This window comes from [Clostridium] scindens ATCC 35704, assembly GCF_004295125.1.
Lineage (GTDB): Bacteria > Bacillota > Clostridia > Lachnospirales > Lachnospiraceae > Clostridium_AP > Clostridium_AP scindens.
Genome location: NZ_CP036170.1, coordinates 2,677,084 through 2,698,852, shown reverse-complemented (window position 1 = coordinate 2,698,852; position 21,769 = coordinate 2,677,084). Strand labels below are relative to the sequence as shown.

Genomic DNA, 21,769 nt, shown 5'->3' with positions numbered 1-21,769 from the left:
TATCTCCTTTTAGAGCACCTGTAAAGATGCTCTTGTTGTCATGCAGTTTTCAAGGTTCAAAAATATCTGAAATGCATTTCTGCAATTCATTCATAAAACTTTCATTTTAGACTTGACTTTTAATAGTTAGTCTTTCTGGCGAGGATTGTCTGATAATACAGTATACGGATACGGCTGCCGCCGGCAGCATGATCAGTATGGCTATGCGCCACGCGGCCATCGTTTCGTAGACCTGGGGCATCGCCTTGGCTAGAAGCAGCAATGCCACCATAAGGCCCGCACAGTATCCTTCGCAGATTCCGGTCCCCACATCCTGATTCCCTGACTTTCCACTTCTATTCAGTATCCAGAAGCATCCGCTGCCTGCCACAAGAAATGGAAGAAGGAAATACAGCGCCATATCCATGCCTGACATTTTCAGACCATTCGCGATCAGCGCGGCACAGATGGAAAATACGGCCATGCTGCCTGCCGCCATCAGGATCATATTAGCCATGATAAGGCTTGTATAGGACAGCCTGGTAGACGCTTCAATCTCATACATGCGGTACTGGAATGATCGTTGCATGAACGGAACCGCCATCATGATCTGAGATACCGCCAGCCCTCCCAGCATGGCCGGGATATGACGGATTCCAAGATACGAAAGATTCCCGTCCAGCGTACTGTATAAGACTGCAAATACTGCCATTGCCATAAGTCCCTGCATCGCCCAGAGCCTTTTTCCTAAAAATAGGACCTGCCGAAGGAGGAATCTTACAAACCCTATCTTTCTTCCTCTCTGATCCAGCGCCTGCATCCGCCGGATGGATTCCAGCATCTGCTCTTTATGCTCGTTTGTATTCTCTGGAAGTTTTGCTTTCAGCGCTGCAGCCAGTTCTTTTTCTAACGCTTTTCTCAACGTGCTTCCTCCTTTCCGATCTTTTCTTCAATCTTTTTTAATCCAGCTCTTTGCCGGGATTGGACGGTTCGCATCGGGATTCCCAATACTTTGGAGGTCTCCCGCAAGGTAAGATCATGGGCAAAACGCAGGTATATGACTTCCCTCTGGTCTTCGGGCAGCGTCTCCACGATCTGCCGGAACCCTTCCTCGGATTCAGAATACGCAAACCCTGCCTCCTGATATTCGATCTGTTCCGTCAGATGCATTTCCCTGCTCTGCCTCCACGTGTCCACACAGGTATTGGAAGCCACCTTATATAGGAATGCCCGGAACTTCCCCTTATTCTTATATCTCGGGAAATAGCGGATCACCTTAAGAAACGTCTCCTGCACGGCATCTTCTGCCGTTTCCCGATCCCTGGTATGGTACAGGCAGTAGCGGAGGATGTCGTCGTAGTACATGGCCGCCAGTTCTTCCCAGCATGATGCATCGCCTTTTTCAATTTTCCGTAACAGTTCATTTTCGCGCGTCAAAACCAATCCTCCTTAAGGGCGTCCCCTATATAGATAACGGGTGAGGAAAGCAAAATGATCAGATCATCTGCAAAATATTTAAAAAAACTCTCTTCCAGGAAAGCAAGCCTGTCATATCGCTTGTTTCTCTGAAAGAGAGTTTTTGAGACTCTGGTTCTTTTATCTTTATATCCTGGCGATATCGATCAACGTCAGTTTCTTAATATCCGTGTTCTCCAGGCTGGTGATCAAAGCCTTTGCCGTATCGATGGCCGTAAGCACATTGACGCCGGTCTCAATGGCATTTCTGCGGATAACGAATCCATCCCTGGAACGGTCTGCTCCCTGAGGCGGCGTGTCTATGACAAGATCAATCTTATGTCCCAGAATCAGATCCATAAGGTTCGGGGACTCCTGCTCGATCTTATTGACCGCATTGGCCTTCACCCCTCCTGACTTCAGGGCTTCTGCCGTTCCTCTGGTGGCAAATATACGGTATCCGATCCGCTCAAACCTGCGGCCGATTTCCACCGCCTCTTCCTTGTCCTCATCTCGCACCGTGAGGATCATATTCTTATGCTTGGGAAGTTTGATGCCTGCGCCAAGGAAGGCCTTGTACAAGGCCTCGTCAAAGGTCCTTGCGATTCCGAGGCATTCGCCGGTGGACTTCATCTCAGGTCCAAGACTGATATCCGCTCCCCGGATCTTCTCAAAAGAGAATACCGGCATCTTGACGGCAAAATAATCCGCTTCCGGCTGAAGTCCGGGTTCATATCCCAACTCCCGGATCTTATGTCCGATGATGACCTTCGTTGCCAGGGGAACGATAGGGATCCCTGTTACCTTGCTGATATACGGAACCGTACGGCTGGACCTAGGATTCACCTCGATTACATACACATCCTCCCCGCACACGATAAACTGGATATTGATCAGCCCAATGACATGCAAAGAGCGCGCCAGTTTCTTCGTATAATCCTCAATCGTGCGCTTTGTTTTCTCCGTTATGCTTTGTGCCGGATACACGGAGATGCTGTCGCCGGAATGGATTCCGGCCCGTTCTATATGCTCCATAATGCCTGGTATCAGGATATCCTCCCCGTCACATACGGCATCCACCTCGATCTCCTTTCCCTGGAGATATTTGTCTACCAGAATCGGGTGATCCTGGGCAATCCGGTTGATGATGCCGATGAACTCGTCGATATCATGGTCGTTGATGGCTATCTGCATCCCCTGGCCTCCAAGAACGTAGGATGGCCTTACCAGAACCGGGTATCCCAGCCTGCCTGCAACTTCTTTGGCCTCTTCGGCCGTAAATACGGTCCCGCCTGTAGGCCTTGGAATCTGACACTGCTCCAGAATCTCATCGAACAGTTCCCGGTCTTCCGCCGCGTCTACATTCTCTGCGGATGTCCCAAGAATCGGAACGCCCATCTTCATCAGCGCCTCCGTCAGTTTGATGGCTGTCTGGCCTCCAAACTGGACCACAGCCCCGTCCGGCTGCTCCAGATCTACGATGCTTTCCACATCTTCCGGCGTAAGGGGCTCGAAGTAAAGTTTATCCGCGATATCAAAGTCGGTGCTGACCGTCTCCGGGTTATTATTGACGATGATCGTCTCATACCCTTCCTTGGCAAATGCCCAGGTACAGTGTACGGAGCAGAAGTCAAACTCGATGCCTTGTCCGATACGGATCGGACCGGAGCCCAGAACAAGAACCTTCTTCCTTCCGGAAGTCTGTACCGCCTCATTCTCACTGCCAAATACCGAATAATAGTACGGAGTCTCCGCCGCGAATTCTGCAGCGCAGGTGTCAACCATCTTATAGGACGCCGTAATTCCATACTCCAGCCGCATATCATGAATCTGGCGCTCCGTATTGCCTGTCAGCCTTGCGATCACGCTGTCCGGGAATTCCAGGCGCTTGGCCTCCCTTAATGTCTCCGCGTTCAAAGAACTGTTCTGCAATTTTTGCTCCATTTCTACAAGAATGGCGATCTTGTCGATAAACCATTTATCAATCTTCGTGATGTAATGTATCTCCTCATACCCCATCCCTCTGCGGATGGCTTCCGCGATCTTCCAGATGCGGCGGTCGTCTACGACGGCCAGTTCCTCTTGCAGTTCCTCATCCGTCAGTTGGGTGAAATCATAAGACATCAGGCTGTCCACATGCTGTTCCAGCGAACGGATGGCTTTCATCAGCGCCCCCTCAAAGTTATCGCAGATGCTCATCACTTCCCCTGTCGCCTTCATCTGCGTAGAGAGCGTACGCTTCGCGCTTATAAACTTATCAAAAGGAAGCCTTGGAATCTTTACCACGCAGTAGTCCAGCATGGGCTCAAAACTTGCATACGTCTTCCGGGTCACCGCGTTTCGTATCTCATCTAGCGTATAGCCCAAGGCAATCTTGGCCGCAACCTTGGCAATGGGATAGCCGGTGGCCTTGGATGCCAGGGCCGAAGAACGGCTGACACGCGGATTTACTTCGATCACGCAGTATTCAAATGTCTCCGGGTGGAGGGCATACTGCACGTTGCATCCCCCGGTAATGTTCAGTTCGCTGATAATATTCAGCGCAGACGTACGCAGCATCTGGTATTCCTTGTCACCTAGCGTCTGCGAAGGCGCTACTACGATGCTGTCTCCCGTGTGCACGCCTACCGGATCCAAATTCTCCATATTGCACACAGTGATGCAGTTGCCGTTTCCATCCCGCATCACTTCATACTCGATCTCTTTCCATCCAGCAATGCACCGCTCGACTAAGACTTGCCCCACACGGGACAGACGAAGGCCATTTTCCAGGATTTCCACCAGCTGCACCCTGTCTCCTGCTATACCGCCGCCGCTGCCGCCCAGCGTATAGGCCGGACGCAGGACCACCGGATAGCCGATCTTCTCCGCGAACTCGATGCCTTCCTCCACAGATTCCACCACCAGGGATGCCGCGCAGGGTTCCCCGATCTTCTCCATGGTAGTCTTGAATTCCAGACGGTCTTCCGCCTTCTTGATAGTCTCGGAGGTGGTTCCGATCAGGCGCACATTATTGCGCCTTAAGAAGCCATTTTCCTCCAGTTCCATGGCCAGATTCAAGGCAGCCTGCCCTCCCAGGGTAGGAAGCACGCTGTCCGGCTTCTCCTTTAAGACCAGCTGCTCAACTACTTCTACCGTCAAAGGCTCGATATATACCCGATCCGCAATGTCCTTGTCCGTCATGATGGTAGCAGGGTTCGAATTCAGAAGCACTACTTCCAGCCCTTCCTCCTTTAAGGAACGGCAGGCCTGTGTGCCGGCATAGTCAAATTCCGCGGCCTGGCCGATAATGATCGGGCCGGAGCCGATTACCAATACTTTCTTTATCTCTTTATTTCTAGGCATTATCTCGCTCCTTTCATCATATCCATGAACCGGTCAAACAGATAGCCGGAATCCTGCGGTCCCGGGCACGCCTCCGGGTGGAACTGCACGGTGAAGATATTCTTCCCCTCATAGGAAAGCCCCTCATTCGTGCCATCATTCACATTTATAAAAGCCTCTTTAGCAATGGATGGATCCATGGTGGACGCATCCACCGCATATCCGTGATTCTGGGACGAGATATACACTCTGTTGCTGCTCAGATCCTTGACCGGATGGTTTCCTCCCCGATGGCCATATTTTAATTTGTATGTCTTTGCGCCATTTGCAAGAGCCATCAGCTGATGCCCCAGACAAATAGCAAATATTGGAATGTCTGAATTGTATAATTTCTTGATTTCCTGAATAATAGATACGCAGGTCTTTGGGTCTCCGGGTCCGTTGGACAGCATGATTCCGTCCGGATCTGCTTTTATGATATCTTCGGCGGAAGTATGGGCCGGATATACCGTCACCTTGCATCCTCGCCGGCTTAAAGATCGGGCAATGTTATTCTTTGCTCCAAAGTCCATCAGAGCGACTTTTGGTCCATTGCCTTCTAAAACGAATGGTTCATTGCATGAGACTTCCGATACGACGTCGCCAACTATGTAGGCCTTCAGCCTGGTTATCACTTCATCGATGTCATAGTCCTCATTGGTTGTAATCATTCCGTTCATCGTGCCCTTTACCCTTAGGAGCTTAGTCAGCGCCCGGGTATCAATCCCTGCGATACCGGGAATGTCCTGATTTTCCAGAAACTCCTGGATCGTACCCTGCGAGCGGAAATTGCTCGGCATTCGAGATAGTTCCCTTACAATGTAGCCATCGGGCCACGCCTTCTTCGATTCCATGTCCGGCGTAATGCCATAATTCCCAATCAGCGGATAGGTCATTGTCACTGCCTGTCCGGCATAAGAAGGGTCGGTCAACACCTCAAGATATCCGGTCATTGAAGTATTAAACACAATCTCGCTAATCATATCCCTCGTGGAACCAATGCTGGTTCCGGTAAAGACGGTCCCATCTTCTAGTATTAGAAATGCTTTCATATATCCACCCTTTCCATTCCTTTTGTTGCTATTGCGGGCTCCTTGCCTGTATCCAGGAGCCTGAGGCTGCCGCTTTCGTAAAAAAGGCAGTTTGTGCGAGCACACAACTGCCTTTTCCTGTACCATTTTATCATCGACAATCCTTGTCTTCACAAATTGTTAAAATTATACTACAAAAAGTATGAATTTTCAACATAATTTTTATTCGTACTGCCAGAATATCGTAATCTTATTCAATTCCGGCTCATCCATGTATTGATATTTCACCTCCTGAAGCCCATACCAGTCTGCCAGATTCTGGGCAGCTCTTCGCACTACGTCCTGCAGGATGGAGTCATGGGCCTGGCCGTACAATCCGTTATCGGCAAACTTAAAGACCACCGGATTGGACTTGGATGATATGACTTCATTCATTTTCTGAAGCGCCCCTTTGCTGTCATAAGATTCATAATACATGCCATTGACAACATAATAGTTTTCCGCCATAGACTGACAGGCCGGCAGCGCTACATCCTGATCCGGCGTATGGGTCTTGAACAGTTCCCCATCATTGCAGCACATATAGTCATAGCTGATCATCTGCTTCTGATTCACCTCTTCCCCTTCTGTCGCCTGGAATACGGGATCTCCCCACGTAGTGTCCACATAATAGTAATTGCCGCTGCATCTGACCAGATTCCATGCATGGCTCTGGCCGTCCAAGGTAGTTCCTGTCACATAAGTGCAGAACACTCCCAGCCTTTCCAGCAGATACTGGGTAGCCTTGGAATATCCCGCGCATACGGAATGGCGGTTGACAAATACGCTGTATATGTTCTGATTGTCTGCTGCCTCAAGGTCATAATCCACCGTGTTTACAATATATTCGTAGACATATAGGATCTTCTGGTAATCTGTATCTTTTGCAGGCATGGCTGCCAGACATTCATTCACCGAAGCTTCGATCTTTTCCTTCATTGCCTCCTTCTGTCCGGCATCATACAGGTAGACCGGCTTAAGAACCGTATAATCCTCGCTTCCCTCATAGGAAGTCGAAGTAGTCATCCCATCGCACCAGAATATCTCCGGGAAATCTTTCAGTACGTATTGAAACAGCATATTTGTCCTGTCCGCATCGGATGCATGGACATAGATCTCCTCTACATTCTCCTTCACCCCCTGGACAATCTCTTTATACGCCTGCTTCTCTCCATCTTCCAATTGCTGGTAATAATACTTCTGACTCAGCTCGTCATCCGATATACCCACTTCCTGATAGGGAATGCTCCCGTTCTGCTTCAGGCCCTTCTCAATTCCTTTCCGCACATCCTTGCCGATGCAGGCAGCGCAGGCGGCCACGAGAAAGAGACAAAGAACTGCCATTCCTCTCGTTACGATATGTAGATACCCCTTTTTCTTCCTTCTTCCCATATATGCTCCTTATATCCTCTTTATTGCCTTCCTGCATCCGTCTTTCCAATGTATCCGCCAATTCATTTAAAACATTATATTCGCTTTTGCCTGATTGTACAATAGAGTAACTTTTTCTCCCTTATTTCATATGATAACAGTAATAGAGTCTCTATGAGGTACTTATATGAATATCGTAAATCCAACCCAGCCAGACACTCCAGATAAAGGGCGGCTGCAGATTAATATTACATCTGATATCACCGCCAGTCCCGTGGCCGGCGCTACCGTCTCTATCTCCTATACCGGAGTCCCTGACAGCCAGCTGGAACAGCTGACCACCGACTCTTCCGGACAGACAGAGACGATCGAACTTGCTGCTCCGCCTTTGGATTACAGTCTGAACCCCGAGATCGAGGAACAGCCCTATTCCGAATACACACTTCAGATAGAGGCTCCGGGATATGAGCCTGTCAGCATTGCCGGCGCCGAGATACTTCCTACGGTAACCGCCGTGCAGAACCTGACTCTGAAGCCCATGGACTCGCCTCAGCCCTCTGAACGGATATTCGTCATACCTGCACATACATTATATGGAACTTACCCTCCTAAAATACCCGAAGACGAGATAAAGCCAGTAACCGAGACCGGCGAGATCGTCCTGAGCCGCGTTGTCGTGCCAGAGTTTATCGTCGTCCATGACGGAAGTCCCCGGGACACCACTGCCAGCAACTATTATGTCAGATACAAAGACTATATCAAAAATGTAGCCTCCAGCGAGATCTATGCCACCTGGCCGACCAACACCATTCGCGCTAATATTCTGGCGATCATGTCCTTCACCCTGAATCGGGTCTATACGGAATGGTATCGCAATCAGGGCTATGATTTCACCATAACCTCCTCCACCGCGTTTGACCACAAGTGGATTCCGGAGCGCAACATCTTCGACACCATATCCGGCATTGTAGACGAACTATTTGCGGACTATCTCTCCCGTCCCAATGTGCGTCAGCCAATCCTCACCCAGTACTGCGACGGCAGGCAGGTGCAGTGTCCCAACTGGATGACGCAGTGGGGTTCGAAGGCTCTGGGCGATCAGGGTTATTCTGCCATTGAAATCCTACGCTACTATTATGGGGACGATATGTACATCAATACGGCGGAAGCTATCTCCGGCATTCCATCGTCCTGGCCCGGCTATACGCTGGAAATCGGATCTTCCGGCAGCAAGGTGCGGCAGATGCAGGAGCAACTTAATGTAATCGCCGGCTCCTATCCTGCCCTTCCCAAAATCAATGCCGATGGCATCTACGGTCCCGCGACTGCTGCTTCCGTGGAAAAGTTCCAATCCATATTCGGCCTGCCCCAGACCGGAACCGTGGATTACAGGACCTGGTACAAAATATCCGAGGTCTATGTGGGCGTATCCCGCATTGCCGAACTACAGTAAGCCATATAAAAGAAGCCGGATGCCGGAAAAGACAGAAAGTCTTACCTCACTGTCTTTTCCGGCATCCGGCTTCTTATTGATTCCATCAGAAGAAGACTCTTCTGATATCATTGTACATGACGAACACCATCAGCACCATCAGGAGGGCGATCCCTACCAGATGCACGTATCCTTCCTTCTCCGGAGGAATACGTTTGCGGCGCACGGCTTCTACAAACAGGAAGACAAGCCTTCCTCCGTCCAGAGCCGGCAACGGCAGAAGATTCATAACCCCCAAGTTGGCTGACAGAAGAATCGCGATATTCAGGAGCTGGACGCTCACTGCGAATCCTCCATAAGATTTGCTTGCCTTGTAGGTATCATCTACCACATCTACAATTCCTACCGGGCCTGAGAGCTGGTTGAGTCCGATCTTCCCGGTCAGAAGCATCTTCAGGCTCTCAAGCGTCGTACATATCCAGTACTTTACCTCATAGGTGCCATATTGCAATGCGCTTAGAAGCCCCGCTTTGGTATAGCCGCTGGAGGATATGCCGAACCGGTAATAGTTCAGTTCCTCATCCATCTTCGGCGTCAAGGTCGCTGTCTTTGTCTCTCCATCCTGGATAAATGTTATCTTCGTCTTCTCTCCTTGATGGAACTGGTTATAAGTATTGATCTCCCGGAATACATTGATCTTCTTATCTCCCATCCTTACGATGATGTCCCCTTCTTTGATCCCTGCCTCCGCTGCGGGATATCCCTGCTCTACCTCGCCGATCACCGGCTTGTCATATCCGATCATTCCGGTCAGTATAACGGCAAATACCAGGGCCAGTATGAAGTTAAAGATGGGTCCTGCCGCTATGACAGAGATCCTTGCCCAGACAGATTTATTGTTGAAGCTGTTCGGAGAGTCTGTTGCCTCCTCATCTTCTCCCATCGCGCAGAATCCCCCGATCGGCAGTATCCTGACAGCGTATTTCGTCCCTTTGTATTCCCGGGAATACAGCAGCGGCCCCATACCGATCGCGAATTCCTCAACGTCTATCCCATTCTTCTTCGCAAGTACAAAATGCCCCAGTTCGTGAAAAAACACGATGAAGCTAAAGATCAATATTGCTAATATAATACCCAAGTTGTAAACTACCTCCTGCTGTTAATTCTTTCATAAGTTGCCGCTTCCGTATCCAAAATCTGCTGAAGGGTCGGATTCTCTATGTTTTTATGGGCCTGCATACAGTCCTCGATGATTTCCATTATCTCCAGATACTTTATCTGACGGTTCAAAAACTGGCTGACTGCCAATTCATTTGCAGCATTAAATACCGTAGGCAGCGTTCCACCGGCCCTTCCGGCCTCGTAGGCAAGAGCCAGCCCATAAAAGGTACGCATATCAGGCTTCTCAAATTCCAGTCTCCCAAGGCTATAGAAATCAAGCCTCTCGCCTGGAAGATATCGCCGGTGTGGATAGTAGAGCGCATATTGGATTGGAAGCTTCATATCCGGCGTCCCAAGTTCTGCCATGATCGCGCCATCTACATACTCAACCATAGAATGGATGATGCTCTGGGGCTGCACGATTACCTGTACCTGATCCACATCCACCTGAAACAGCCACTTTGCCTCAATGACTTCCAGTCCTTTATTCACCATGGTAGAGGAATCTATAGTAATCTTCTGCCCCATGGACCAGTTGGGATGCTTCAAAGCATCCTCCACCTTGATATCCAGCAGTTCCTCTTCCGTCCTTCCTCTGAAAGGCCCTCCGGAAGCTGTCAGAAGGATCTTGTGTATGGCCTTGTGCTCATTTCCCTGCAAGGACTGGAAGATCGCGCTGTGCTCGCTGTCCACCGGAAGGATGGATACGTTCTTTTCGGCGGCCAGCGGCATGATAATATGTCCTGCCGTAACCAGCGTCTCCTTGTTGGCAAGCGCAATATCTTTTCCCGCCTTGATCGCCTCAATGGTAGGACGGATGCCTATCATCCCCACTATGGCTGTCACTAGTATCTCCGTATCCTTAAGGATTGATACTTCAATCAGTCCATCCATCCCGGATACGACTTTCGTATCCGTATCGGCAATACGCGTCCGCAGTTCTATGGCTTTCTCCTCGGACCATACGGCTGCCAGTCTTGGATGGAATTGTCTGATCTGCTCCTCCAGAAGAGTGATGTTGCTTCCTGCCGCCAGCCCTAGGACTTCAATATCCCCATTTTCCCTGACCACCTCAAGCGTTTGGGTTCCTATGGAGCCGGTGGATCCTAATATGGCTATTCTTTTCATAAATTACCTCTCTTAGATATTATATGGCAATACTTTCTCTGTCAGTATCAAATATTCCCGGCAAGCAGCGCCGCCAGATAATAGATTACAGGCGCCGTAAATATAACGCTGTCAAACCGGTCAAGGATTCCTCCGTGGCCAGGGATCAGCTTGCCATAATCTTTAATGTCGTGGTTGCGCTTAATTGCAGAAGCCGCCAGATCGCCCACTTGGGATATCATGCCTCCTGCGGCGCAGATGATCGCATAGTGAAGCGGATTGGCCTGCGCGCCTCCCCATTGGTTCATAGCAAGCGCGAACAATACGCCCAAAAGAGCAGCGCCCGCCACCCCGCCGATTCCGCCCTCCACCGATTTCTTGGGACTCAGTCTCGGCGCCATCTTGTGCTTGCCAATCAGCATTCCCACGCAGTAAGCACAGGTATCGCATCCCCAGGAACTCAGGAAGATCAGCCATACGACTACGCCTCCGTCAGCCAGCATCCTGGTCTGGTACACGAAGGAAAGCATGACCGCCACATAGAAAAATCCAAAGAACACAGTCATGACCTGCTCTGCCCGGTACGCGGGAAAGGTAAATACATAGACCGCCATCACCAGGATCAGGAACAGGATGGAGAGCATCATCACATATTCCATATTCCCTGTAAGCAGCATCCCATAATAAACGACTGCCGCCAAATATCCTGCAGCTCCCAGCGCTTTCGTCTGCACTTCTACAACCTTGTATAACTCCGTAAGCCCGATCAGGCTGATGATTCCCAGAAAGGCAAACAGCAGATTGCCTCCATAGCCGACCGTAACGATCAGTACGATTACCAGTACGATGCCGCTTAACAGCCTTGTCTTAAACATCTTCTTTCTGTTCCTCCTTTACTCCTCCATATCGCCGGTCCCTGGCATTATAATGCTCGATCGCCTTTGCCAGTTCTTCCTTCGTAAAATCCGGCCACGGAACATCGGTAAAATAGAATTCCGTATATGCCAACTGCCACAGCAGATAATTGGATAGCCTCAGTTCCCCGCTGGTGCGTATCAGCAGATCCGGATCGGGGATATCATGGGTATCCAGATAACTTTCGAAAACTGCCTCATCAATCTGTCCCGGAGCAAGCCTTCCTTCCACGCAGTCTCCCGCCAGTCTTCTGACGGCCCTTAAAATCTCATCCCTGCTTCCATAGTTGATGGCTATCTGGAAATTAAGCCCGCCATTGTCCTTAGTAGCCTCGGTAAGTTCCTGGATCCTAGTGCGGATATCCTCATCCAGGCGGCTGATGTCCCCAATCACCCGTACTTTCATATCATTTTTCGCAGCGGTCTTAAGGCAGGTCTTCATATAATTTCTGAGAAGTTTCATAAGCGCGTCCACTTCATCCTGCGGACGGCTCCAGTTCTCCGTGGAAAACGCATATACCGTAAGGTACTTTACTCCCATCCGGTATGCATCCTCGCAGATGCGCTCCACATTCTTGCTTCCCTGGGCGTGGCCATAATTGCGGGGCATTCCCTTTGACTTGGCCCAGCGTCCATTTCCATCTAATATAATCGCAACATGCTGCGGTATATTCATTTGGCTGATCTCCTTCCATGAATGGGGGGACAGGCCCCAGTGTACTTTGGGCCTGTCCCCATCCTCATTAAACCGTCATTACTTCTTTGGATTTGGCCTCCACTGCCTCGTCTACTTTTTTGACAAACTTATCCGTTACTTTCTGGAGTTCCTCTTCCATATCCTTGATCTCATCCTCGGACACTTCTGATCCTTTCAACTTCTTCAACGCATCGTTGCCGTCACGGCGAATATTGCGGATTGCCACTTTGGCGCCTTCGCCCTTCTTCTTAACATCCTTTACCAGTTCTTTTCTTCGTTCTTCCGTCAGTTCCGGGAACACGAGCCGGATGGCTGATCCATCGTTGGTCGGATTGATGCCCAGTTCGGAAGTCTGGATAGCCTTCTCGATTGCCTTTACCATCGATTTCTCCCATGGCTGGATAAGAATCATGCGCGGCTCCGGCACAGATACGTTGCCCACCTGCTGGATCGGAGTCGGAGTCCCGTAATAATCTACCATAATCTTATTCAATACATTGGGATTGGCGCGTCCAGCACGGATTGTTGCAAGGTCGCTTTCAAGGCTTGCCATCGTCTTCTTCATCTTGTCTTCATATACCTGTAGTCTCTCATTCATAAATACTTCTCCTCTCTTATTATGATACAGTTACTTTCGTTCCTGTAAATGTTCCTGTCATCGTCTCTACAATACTGTTCTCTTCGTTCAGTCCGAATACAAGCATAGGCATCTTGTTCTCCAGGCACATGATGGATGCCGTAAGATCAACCGCCATCAGTTTCTTATCTATGATCTCCTGGATCGATATCTCGTCATATTTCTTCGCCTGCGGATTTACCTTCGGATCGCTGTCATAGATTCCATCGATGGCTTTCGCAAGCAGCATCGCATCCGCCTCGATCTCAATAGCGCGGAGCACCGCTCCTGTATCGGTAGAAAAATAAGGATGCCCGGTCCCTCCTGCAAAAAAGATGACCTTTCCTTTATTCAAAGCCTCCAAAGCCGCATCTTTCGAGAACAAGGTGGTAAACGCGCCACATACGAAAGGCGTAAATACCTCTGTCTTCATCCCCGCATATCGAAAAATATCGGATACATAGATGCAGTTCATGACTGTGGCAAGCATACCTATCTGATCTGCCTTTACACGGTCAATGGTCTCGCTGGTACGCCCTCTCCAGAAGTTTCCTCCTCCTGTTACGATCGCTACCTGGATTCCATCATCCACCAGTTGCTTCACTTGTCTGGCGACTCCCATGCAGGTGGCCTCGTCAAATCCGGTCTTCTTCTCCCCCGCGAGAGCTTCTCCGCTGAGTTTCAATAGTACTCTTTTCATAAGTTTAAGCTCCTTACTTCTGTTATCTTTATGCCTTCGCATACTTACAGTAAAGTATAGCATAGGAATTTGAAAAAGGGAATATGCTACTTTAGCATTCCCTTTAATTTATACTGCTTCATAATCTGGGCATATATCCAGATTAGAAGAGTTCCAGCCAGGACCCAGGCGGCCGGGCTTGCCAGGCAGATGCCTGTATAGCTGCCAAAATGGGAGGCTGCAAGGGCCGCCCCGCTTCTCCCTATTAGTTCCGCAATGCCCGCAGTCATCGGAAGAAGGCCGAATCCCATCCCCTGTATCCCATTCCGATACAGATTGACGACGGACAGCGGGATAAAGGAGATGCCAACGCACTTTAGATAGATATCCACATATTCCATGATCCTGTCCACGTTATGGGATACAAACAGCGCCGTCATATATTTCCCAAAGAAGAAGATTAAGATACCCGTGGCCACGGCATAAGCGGCGCCCATCCAGGCAGCGCTTCGAAATCCCTTGCGTATCCGGTCGATCCGGCCTGCCCCTACGTTCTGGGCACAGTAGGTCGCCATGGCGGTTCCAAGGGCCACATAAGCCTGGGTAACCACCTGCTCGATCTTGCTGGCAGCCGAGAATCCGGCAACAGCTACCGAGCCCAGCATATTCAGGGCGGATTGGACCACGATGGTTCCGATTGCCGTTATGGAGAACTGGAAAGCCATAGGAAATCCAATCTTCATCTGCCACTTTGCAAGATCCCAATTCATCTTCCAGTCTTCTTTTCCAAGATGCAATTCGGGAATCTTCCGCATAATGTAGAACAGGCACAGAAGCCCGGATACGCCCTGGGATATGACGGTCGCGTATGCCGCTCCGGCCGCCCCCATCCCAAACTTTATAATGAACAACAGATCCAGCACGATGTTCAAAAACGCTGCCAGGATTAGGAAATACAAAGGGCGCCGGCTGTCTCCAAGGGCCCTTAGGATGCTGGCCAGAAGGTTATATAACGTCTGAGCGGCAATTCCTCCGCAGATGACCATAATATACCCATATGCCTGGTCATACATATCCGCTGGCGTATGCATCCAGCGCAGGATATCCTTCATCATTGCCATACTGAGAATGGTAAGAATCAGGGATACCGCCGCGGACAGAATCGCCCCCGATGCCACGGACTGGCGCATGGCCTGCAGATTCCCCGCCCCATAGTGCTGCGCCGTTATCACCGTAAATCCGGCTGTAAGGCCAAGCAGGAACCCGATGATCAGAAACATCAGCGTCCCGCATGCGCCCACGGCTGCCAGAGCCTCATTCCCCACGAATTTCCCTACAATCACCGTATCTGCCATGCTGTAGAGCTGCTGGAATATATTTCCGATAAAAATAGGAATCGTAAAATTCAGTATCATTTTCCCCGGCTTTCCCGCTGTCATTTCCTTGTTCATCTCTCTGCCTCCTGCCTGAACGTGTAAAAGAATCCGGATTTATACCGGCTTTCTGTTTCTTATTATTTGCTATTTATCATATCCAGGATGACCTCTGCGATCTTTGATGCGTCCGCATTTTCCTCAGGACAACTGCAGACGTATTTGGGATACCCGCTGTTTTTAAACCCTTCTAACAATATAACATCCGCGTCAGGAAAGGCCTTTATCAACTCTTTCACGCTGATCTTTTCTTTGGCATCCCTTTCAATCCTCCATCTGCGGCCTGAGAATATAGCCGTACCCAAGGCTCCTGCCTTTCTATGCCGATACGTATCCGTACCTGGAACATCCGGCTCAAAGTCATGGGCATCATGCTTAATAGTCGCCACTTTATATCCATATCCCGTGAGAATAGGGATTAGATTTTCGATCATTGTCGTTTTCCCGGAATTCTTATATCCGCTAATTGCAAATATCAGCTGCCTATCGTCTTTTACAGAATCCTCACGCATACTTCCTCGCCTCTCTTAAGTCCCGGACTTCCTGCCGGGATGTCAATCATACAGTTACAGTCTTTTAAGGTGCTTAAGACCCCCGAAGAAGCAAGGCCCTTTGAAAGCCTGACCTCCTCTCCCGTTAATACTGCCCGCAGGAATCTTCGCATCTTGCTGGGTTTTGGAAAATCTTCTGACATTACAGCACTTTCTTCCTTCGCCAGAAATCCTGCATCTCCAGTTAGATAAGACAAGGCCGGCCGGACCAGAAGTTCCATCCCTGCCCCTGCCCCAAAAGGGTTTCCTGACAGACACAGCACGCAGGTGCTGTCATACATGAATGCCATAGCCGGAGTGCCCGGCTTAAAGCGGATCCTCCAGAACAGTTTCCGGCAGCCCAGATTCTCTGCCACGTCGTGCATGATGTCTTTCTTTCCCACCGATACTCCGCCGGACGTAATAATAAGATCATGGTTTTCTGCCAGTTCCTTGATGCAGGCTGCGACTTTGGCCGGAGCATCCGGCGCCTTTCTGGTGGTCATCTGTGCGATTCCCAATTCCATAAGCCGCCCGGCAAGAAGGAATTGATTGGATGTATAGATCTGGCCTGCCTCCAGATCCTCCCCCGGCATCCGAAGTTCGTCTCCGGTGGCTATGATCGCAATCCTCGGCTCGCGAAACACGGCTACGCTGTCGTACCCCATGCTGGCAGCAAGGGCGGTATTAGCCGCATTCATCCGCTCGCCTTTATGCACCAGGCAGGCGCCGGCCTGGTAATCTTCTCCCTGGAAGCAATAGTTATCATATGGATTTACCTGTTTAAAGATATGTACCATTTCTTCTCCATAATCCGTATCTTCCTGGCGGATCACTGCATCCGCCCCTTCCGGAATAGGGGCTCCGGTCATAATCCGCACTGCTTCTTTCGGCCCTATCCTTCGCGGCGAATAGCTTCCGGCAAGAATCTCGTCTACAACATTCAGTTCTGCGGAATTCTCTGGCGACGCGCCTTTGGAATCTTCTGAGCGCAGCGCATATCCATCCAGAGGGGATCTTGCAAAAGGCGGCTGATCGATGGGGGAATACAAGTCCTGCGCCGTCCGGCGCCCAACTGCCTCTATCAATCCAACCACCTGGGTGTCCGTGATCCTTGTAATGTGCTGTTCTAATATCTTTAGAGCCTCCTCCAGAGAGATATTAATCTTCGCGCCGGTAAGAAGGCTATAATCCTCCTCAGAATTAATGTTGGCGATCTTCCAGCCATGATCCTCTACAGGCACCTTCTCGTAAGGAATCCTTAACGTCTCCCATACCTTCCTTATACGGTAATCCTTCGCTTCTTCCATCTGCTTTAATGTCGGCCACATTTTCTTCGTATAGATTCCCGGAAATGACAGGATCCTTCCTTTTACGCATGGAATTACCGGACGGCCCGTCTTCCTATATTGCTCCGCCATCCACAAAGCCATGTCGCCCGGAAAAGGAATCATGTCGCAGGGCACTACCAGCAAAGCATCCGCGCCGCATTTTTCCAAGCCGCTTAAGATTCCGCCCAAGGGACCCATGTCTGCATATTGGTCAATGACAAGATCTGCATCCAACGCCTCATAAGGGGCCGCCTGTTCCACCGACAGGTAGACATTCATGAAAGCAGGCATGCGTTCCTTGATGTGGGCATAGAATGTCTGGTTCTGGTAGGTAAGCAAAGCTTTTTTCCTGCCTGACATCCTTCGGTTATCGCCGCCTGCCAATATATATCCTGCAATCTCTTTCTCCATGATATGATCCTTCATCTTTATTACTGCCATTGTATGGCCTTCACATGGCACGCTCTTACACATGCAGGCTCTCTGCCTTCCTTAAGCCGATCAATGCATCCGTCGCATTTTTCCATCTTACCATCCGCATCGAAGCGAATGGCGTCATTCGGGCAGACTGCCTGGCACTTCCTGCACTTCCTGCACTTGTCCTTATCCGTCAATATCAGCCCATACTGCTCATCTTTGTATATTGCCCCAAACGGGCAGGCCTCCAAGCATTTTCCGCAGTGGGTGCATCCGTCGCAGACATTTTTCTGCATCTTTGCATCCTTAGACAGCGTCTTTTTGATGCTGCGAAAACTATACGCATTCTCTGCCTCGGGAGGGTTATGTTCGGCTATGCAAGCCACATAGCAGGCATAGCACCCGATACAAATATCTTCATTAAACTTTATCATACTGGCCCCCTTCCTCCTTCACTGCCTCTATCCTGCAAAAATATCCTTTAAATCCCGGAAATCCTGATATCGGATCCAGATAATCCTTTCCAATCAGTTCATTGGCGTCCCCTTTGGAACTTCCATGATAGATATAAACAATGCCCGGCTGCCCGGCTATATCGTAGGCCGCAATTCCCTCGGCCTCCCCAGCCGGAGTAATCAGCCTTACCGGACTGCCATCTGCAATGCCGTAGCGTTTGCCGTCTTCCGGATGGATCTCTGCCAGCGGCTCCTTCTCTATACCTGCCAGCCATGGCATACGATATAGCCTGGCATGGAAAAACTGCGGCTTCCGGCTGCCCGTATTGAGGATAAGCGGATATTCCTCTCTGTCAATGCTGGTTTCTGTGCGATAGTCATGGTAAACCGGCAAGCCTTCATAGCCATGGCTTGCCTTGTATTTCTCAAGTACCAGGGATTTTAACTCTACTTTTCCAGAGGGTGTGTGAAAAGGCTGCGTTTCATAAGTCTTTTCTGCCGGAGGAATCAGATTCTTCCCTTGCATGCCCTCCGGATGGCTTTTTAATTCTTCCAGAGTAATCCCCGCAGGCTTTAGGATATACTCCATGTAAGAATCATATCCTTGTAAAAGCACTTCGTCTTTAAGGCCCATCTTCTTCATCACTCCCATGATAATCTCAATATCGTTCTTTGATTCACCCAATGGCCGGATCGCCTGATTGGAGAAGAAGAATCTTCCGCCTCTTAAAGCATGCACCTCTTCCCTTTCATAGGAAGTGCATGCCGGAAGTACCAGATCCGCCATCTTGCTTGATTCGGACATGAATAATTCCACATTTACATAGAAGTCCAGCTTCCCGAGCGCTTCATTCAGCCTCTGCGGCTGCGGCCACATGCGGTGGTTTAGTCCCATGGCAAACACCGCCTTAATCTGGTAAGCCTCCTCCTCAAGTATGTAGTCTGCCAGCCTGATGCACTGCGCTTCGTCGCAGGACAGGTCAAACCAGGCCGGGAATTCCTTCTGTCCGATGGCTTCTTCCTGATCATAGCGCCGGACTTTCCCAAACTCATTTACCGGGCATGAAGGGGCGGGACACTGCCGATTGCCCCCTTTTACATCGTAGTTTCCGGTAATGGCGATCAGAGAGAATACGGCCCGGTAATTCTGCACTCCGTTCATATGATGGACCACCGGAGATGCCGAGAACATGATTCCGGCCGGGCCTTCACCGGCGTAGGTCCTGGCCGCCAGACGTATCATGTCTTTCGGGACTCCTGTTATCTTCTCCGCCTTCTCAGGCGTAAAATCCTGTACATAGTCTTTATATTCTTCGAAGCCGTAGACATACTGCTCTACAAACTTTTTGTCATACAGATCTTCCTCTATAATCACCTGCGCCATAGACAGAGCCAGCGCCCCATCCGTGCCTGGAATCAGCTGCAGATGAAGGTCTGCGTCGTGGGCAGTCACCGTATGCCTCGGATCCACATCGATCACCTTGATGCCCCTCTTTTTCAGGCTTTTATACATGCCGCTCATGGGCGTATTGGAATGATAAAGGTTGGAACTCCATAGCATCAGCGTCTTGACATTGGGCATATCCGGCCCGCAGATTCCATTGCCATATATGGAGCGCCAGGCAAGCGCCGCAGCCTGGAAGCAGGTGCTGGACTCGGTACAGAAGTTCGGCGATCCGTAGGCATTGGCCATCCGCAGCAGCGCCGGACGGAACCACTTGGGATAGCCTGCATAGAATACGGTAGATCTGGCTCCATAAGACTCGCGGATTCGAAGCAGGTTCTCTGCGATCATCTCATAGGCCTCATCCCAGGAGATCCGCTCAAATTTCCCCTCTCCCTTTTCCCCTGCCCGTCTCATAGGGTAGAGAATCCTTTCTTTGTTATAGACATACTGAAGCGCTGCCGCCCCTTTCGCGCACAGGCCTCCTGACTGGGCCGGCGTATTTCTGGCGCCTTCCACGCCTGCCAGTTTCCCGTCTTCTACATAGGCGTCTACTTCGCAGCACGGGCCGCAGATGGAGCAGGTTGTTTTTACGATCCTTGTCTTGCTCATTTTCTTACACATCCTTCCGGCTGGTATCTGCCAATCTCGCGGTTTATCCTGTTTCTCAAAGTAATCAGGTACATCTCTGATTTGGGATAGGTGCAAAAAGTAAGGGGTTCAAATAGTTCTCCCTCGATCAGTTCCATCACATGCTCCTTGCTGGTCAGGGATTCTAATAATTCCAACGCCCTCAGATCCGCCATTGCCTCATCATGCACCATCATCCGGATAGACTCCTCCGGATGCCCATCCGCCCCGGGGTACACCAGGAATGGATCTCCCGCAGGGAACGCGTTGCCTGCATCCGTCACTTCATAGGGATTGATGTGCTCGATGGAAAATTGACTGTTATAGAAGTTGTATCCCCAGTGCAGGATTCCGACAATATCGTACTTATACAATTGAACCCCATATATACGGTTTCTTGCAGATGGCATGGACATAAACCGGTTGCTTACTTCATAGTACTGTCCGGTGCAATAATAGGTCCACATGTCCGTAAGCCCATGCTCCAGGAATTCCTCAATCTCATTATTGCCGGGTATGGGCTTTTCAACCAGGCCGTGACGGTAGAATTCATAACTCGACAATGCGTCAAACGTCTGGAATCCACCCAGCATATCTCCCAGGGATTCCCTGGCTGCCCGGTAGGTCTTAAGATCTTCTTCCCTTGGCTCGTCTGAGATATGGAAATATGTGACGTCCGCAATCTCCCATTCCCTCAATTTCTCAATCAGCTGCGGAAGGAAGCATTGGAGGAATCTGGTATATTCTCCCACCGCAGGCGTATGCCACCCGAATATCTTCTCTTCCTTCCCGTCACGCATTGCCACGACTTTTGGCGCGTACTTTGCTCCCCACTGGGAGAACAGATGGGACATCTCAAAATACTTAATCTTGCATTTCTTGCACAGGTCCACCCACCGCTTGAGCTTATCAAAGCCAAACAGGTATTCCCCGTCCTTCACTTCCACATCGATCAGCTGGGTCGTGGTCCTTTCCAGTCCTATCGCCGTATCCAGAGGAGAGGTAAACAGGGGCGTAAGCATCATATTACAGCCTCTTTTCACATACTGGCGGAAATAATTCTCAAGTATCTCCCAGTGTTCTTCCGAAAATACGTCAACCTGGTAATAATCTGCCAGGCAATCTGCATGCATCCATTCGGTATGTATGATCTTCTGCTGTGGCAGGCTGGCGCCAATTATGGTAATCTTCATTACGCAGGAGCATACTACACGGCCCTCTTTTTGCAGGCTGATTTCGATCGTATACTCACCGGGAGCAATCTCTTCTGTTACCTCCACGTCAATCCACAGGCTTCGCCATTGGTTGGAGCACACGATTGCTTTTCCGTCCTTTAAGTCTCTTAATAGATCCGGATACAGTCCCGAGGTTGTCTTTAGGTAATTGTCGTCTACAATTCCATTGGTGGCCCGTCCCACAGGAACCTGTTCTACGCTCCTTACCCTTATCCATTTCTCCAGCGGTGATGTAATCTTCACGTCCAGGCGTTCCCGCATAAAAAAGTCCCCGGTATACGCAGCCTGAAAGGATACCGTCTCTCCCCACAGCGCGCTTAGAAGCAGGCATTCCGGCCTGTATATGGGCGTCTCGTCCGGAAATACCTTCGCAAGCGAACTTAGCAGTTTCATTTCATAATGTATCTCTGTATTTTTCTTCATTCTGATTTACCTCTCATTTACTAATCG

The 21,769-nt window shown here is 50.0% G+C and carries 18 protein-coding genes; 1 reads left to right on the top strand and 17 read right to left on the bottom strand.

From position 1 onward, the window contains the following. Positions 1 to 106: 106 nt before the first annotated feature. From HDCHBGLK_RS13910 to HDCHBGLK_RS13890, 5 genes are all read right to left on the bottom strand, one after another. Positions 107 to 901, bottom strand: coding sequence for a hypothetical protein (locus tag HDCHBGLK_RS13910; RefSeq protein ID WP_130574615.1), 795 nt, complete (start codon positions 899 to 901; stop codon positions 107 to 109). Beyond that, on the bottom strand, positions 898 to 1,416 hold the full coding sequence (locus tag HDCHBGLK_RS13905; RefSeq protein ID WP_009249001.1) for an RNA polymerase sigma factor: 519 nt from the start codon (positions 1,414 to 1,416) through the stop codon (positions 898 to 900). The genes HDCHBGLK_RS13910 and HDCHBGLK_RS13905 overlap by 4 nt, the downstream gene beginning before the upstream one ends. 165 nt (positions 1,417 to 1,581) lie before the next feature. Further along, a complete protein-coding gene (gene carB, locus HDCHBGLK_RS13900; RefSeq protein ID WP_004607186.1) occupies positions 1,582 to 4,779 on the bottom strand; it encodes a carbamoyl-phosphate synthase large subunit in 3,198 nt (1,065 codons plus the stop codon). Continuing rightward, complete coding sequence (locus tag HDCHBGLK_RS13895; protein WP_009249003.1) at positions 4,779 to 5,849, bottom strand: carbamoyl phosphate synthase small subunit; 1,071 nt, start codon at positions 5,847 to 5,849, stop codon at positions 4,779 to 4,781. Before HDCHBGLK_RS13895 ends, carB begins: the two co-directional genes overlap by 1 nt. A 201-nt stretch (positions 5,850 to 6,050) precedes the next feature. Beyond that, entirely contained in the window at positions 6,051 to 7,259 is a 1,209-nt protein-coding gene (locus tag HDCHBGLK_RS13890) for a transglutaminase domain-containing protein (protein WP_004607188.1), read from the bottom strand. 166 nt (positions 7,260 to 7,425) lie between these two features. Here HDCHBGLK_RS13890 and HDCHBGLK_RS13885 point away from each other — a divergent pair, with 166 nt between their 5' ends. Beyond that, positions 7,426 to 8,691, top strand: coding sequence for a peptidoglycan-binding protein (locus HDCHBGLK_RS13885; protein WP_004607189.1), 1,266 nt, complete (start codon positions 7,426 to 7,428; stop codon positions 8,689 to 8,691). Positions 8,692 to 8,776: 85 nt separating this feature from the next. Here the strand turns inward: HDCHBGLK_RS13885 and rseP are convergent, their stop codons facing one another. The 12 genes from rseP to HDCHBGLK_RS13825 form a co-directional block, all read right to left on the bottom strand. Then, positions 8,777 to 9,808, bottom strand: a complete 1,032-nt coding sequence (gene rseP / locus HDCHBGLK_RS13880) for an RIP metalloprotease RseP (RefSeq protein ID WP_004607191.1) — start codon at positions 9,806 to 9,808, stop codon at positions 8,777 to 8,779. An 8-nt stretch (positions 9,809 to 9,816) separates the two neighbouring features. Continuing rightward, on the bottom strand, positions 9,817 to 10,959 hold the full coding sequence (locus HDCHBGLK_RS13875; RefSeq protein WP_004607192.1) for a 1-deoxy-D-xylulose-5-phosphate reductoisomerase: 1,143 nt from the start codon (positions 10,957 to 10,959) through the stop codon (positions 9,817 to 9,819). A gap of 47 nt (positions 10,960 to 11,006) precedes the next feature. Beyond that, positions 11,007 to 11,813: a phosphatidate cytidylyltransferase gene (locus HDCHBGLK_RS13870; RefSeq protein ID WP_004607193.1), complete on the bottom strand. Its 807-nt coding sequence runs from the start codon at positions 11,811 to 11,813 to the stop codon at positions 11,007 to 11,009. Further along, positions 11,806 to 12,528, bottom strand: coding sequence for an isoprenyl transferase (locus HDCHBGLK_RS13865; protein WP_004607194.1), 723 nt, complete (start codon positions 12,526 to 12,528; stop codon positions 11,806 to 11,808). Before HDCHBGLK_RS13865 ends, HDCHBGLK_RS13870 begins: the two co-directional genes overlap by 8 nt. A 67-nt stretch (positions 12,529 to 12,595) precedes the next feature. Beyond that, positions 12,596 to 13,147 (bottom strand): ribosome recycling factor, encoded by a 552-nt coding sequence (gene frr / locus HDCHBGLK_RS13860; protein WP_004607195.1) that lies wholly within the window; start codon positions 13,145 to 13,147, stop codon positions 12,596 to 12,598. A gap of 19 nt (positions 13,148 to 13,166) precedes the next feature. Then, entirely contained in the window at positions 13,167 to 13,865 is a 699-nt protein-coding gene (gene pyrH / locus HDCHBGLK_RS13855; RefSeq protein WP_009249008.1) for a UMP kinase, read from the bottom strand. A gap of 86 nt (positions 13,866 to 13,951) precedes the next feature. Further along, the gene (locus HDCHBGLK_RS13850; protein WP_004607197.1) at positions 13,952 to 15,295 is read right to left on the bottom strand and encodes an MATE family efflux transporter; all 1,344 of its coding nucleotides are present in this window, start codon (positions 15,293 to 15,295) and stop codon (positions 13,952 to 13,954) included. Between the two features lie 62 nt (positions 15,296 to 15,357). Continuing rightward, the gene (mobB, locus tag HDCHBGLK_RS13845; protein WP_004607198.1) at positions 15,358 to 15,789 is read right to left on the bottom strand and encodes a molybdopterin-guanine dinucleotide biosynthesis protein B; all 432 of its coding nucleotides are present in this window, start codon (positions 15,787 to 15,789) and stop codon (positions 15,358 to 15,360) included. After that, positions 15,771 to 17,579 carry an NTP transferase domain-containing protein gene (locus tag HDCHBGLK_RS13840; RefSeq protein ID WP_004607199.1) on the bottom strand — a complete coding sequence of 603 codons (1,809 nt, stop codon included), beginning with the start codon at positions 17,577 to 17,579 and terminating at the stop codon, positions 15,771 to 15,773. The genes mobB and HDCHBGLK_RS13840 overlap by 19 nt, the downstream gene beginning before the upstream one ends. Next, positions 17,570 to 17,989: a 4Fe-4S dicluster domain-containing protein gene (locus HDCHBGLK_RS13835; RefSeq protein WP_004607200.1), complete on the bottom strand. Its 420-nt coding sequence runs from the start codon at positions 17,987 to 17,989 to the stop codon at positions 17,570 to 17,572. Before HDCHBGLK_RS13835 ends, HDCHBGLK_RS13840 begins: the two co-directional genes overlap by 10 nt. Continuing rightward, complete coding sequence (locus tag HDCHBGLK_RS13830; protein ID WP_130574613.1) at positions 17,976 to 20,066, bottom strand: molybdopterin-containing oxidoreductase family protein; 2,091 nt, start codon at positions 20,064 to 20,066, stop codon at positions 17,976 to 17,978. The genes HDCHBGLK_RS13835 and HDCHBGLK_RS13830 overlap by 14 nt, the downstream gene beginning before the upstream one ends. Continuing rightward, the gene (locus HDCHBGLK_RS13825; RefSeq protein ID WP_004607202.1) at positions 20,063 to 21,742 is read right to left on the bottom strand and encodes a DUF4091 domain-containing protein; all 1,680 of its coding nucleotides are present in this window, start codon (positions 21,740 to 21,742) and stop codon (positions 20,063 to 20,065) included. The genes HDCHBGLK_RS13830 and HDCHBGLK_RS13825 overlap by 4 nt, the downstream gene beginning before the upstream one ends. Positions 21,743 to 21,769: the final 27 nt, after the last annotated feature.

What these genes read in the sequence shown, in the direction of transcription:
- mobB (WP_004607198.1), bottom strand. Translation starts at nt 15,789, where the DNA reads ATGCGTGAGGATTCTGTAAAAGACGATAGGCAGCTGATATTTGCAATT.
- HDCHBGLK_RS13885 (WP_004607189.1), top strand. Translation starts at nt 7,426, where the DNA reads ATGAATATCGTAAATCCAACCCAGCCAGACACTCCAGATAAAGGGCGG.
- HDCHBGLK_RS13825 (WP_004607202.1), bottom strand. Translation starts at nt 21,742, where the DNA reads ATGAAGAAAAATACAGAGATACATTATGAAATGAAACTGCTAAGTTCG.
- HDCHBGLK_RS13865 (WP_004607194.1), bottom strand. Translation starts at nt 12,528, where the DNA reads ATGAATATACCGCAGCATGTTGCGATTATATTAGATGGAAATGGACGC.
- HDCHBGLK_RS13835 (WP_004607200.1), bottom strand. Translation starts at nt 17,989, where the DNA reads ATGATAAAGTTTAATGAAGATATTTGTATCGGGTGCTATGCCTGCTAT.
- HDCHBGLK_RS13870 (WP_004607193.1), bottom strand. Translation starts at nt 11,813, where the DNA reads ATGTTTAAGACAAGGCTGTTAAGCGGCATCGTACTGGTAATCGTACTG.
- HDCHBGLK_RS13840 (WP_004607199.1), bottom strand. Translation starts at nt 17,579, where the DNA reads ATGGCAGTAATAAAGATGAAGGATCATATCATGGAGAAAGAGATTGCA.
- HDCHBGLK_RS13890 (WP_004607188.1), bottom strand. Translation starts at nt 7,259, where the DNA reads ATGGGAAGAAGGAAGAAAAAGGGGTATCTACATATCGTAACGAGAGGA.
- pyrH (WP_009249008.1), bottom strand. Translation starts at nt 13,865, where the DNA reads ATGAAAAGAGTACTATTGAAACTCAGCGGAGAAGCTCTCGCGGGGGAG.
- carB (WP_004607186.1), bottom strand. Translation starts at nt 4,779, where the DNA reads ATGCCTAGAAATAAAGAGATAAAGAAAGTATTGGTAATCGGCTCCGGC.
- HDCHBGLK_RS13830 (WP_130574613.1), bottom strand. Translation starts at nt 20,066, where the DNA reads ATGAGCAAGACAAGGATCGTAAAAACAACCTGCTCCATCTGCGGCCCG.
- HDCHBGLK_RS13895 (WP_009249003.1), bottom strand. Translation starts at nt 5,849, where the DNA reads ATGAAAGCATTTCTAATACTAGAAGATGGGACCGTCTTTACCGGAACC.
- frr (WP_004607195.1), bottom strand. Translation starts at nt 13,147, where the DNA reads ATGAATGAGAGACTACAGGTATATGAAGACAAGATGAAGAAGACGATG.
- HDCHBGLK_RS13875 (WP_004607192.1), bottom strand. Translation starts at nt 10,959, where the DNA reads ATGAAAAGAATAGCCATATTAGGATCCACCGGCTCCATAGGAACCCAA.
- HDCHBGLK_RS13850 (WP_004607197.1), bottom strand. Translation starts at nt 15,295, where the DNA reads ATGAACAAGGAAATGACAGCGGGAAAGCCGGGGAAAATGATACTGAAT.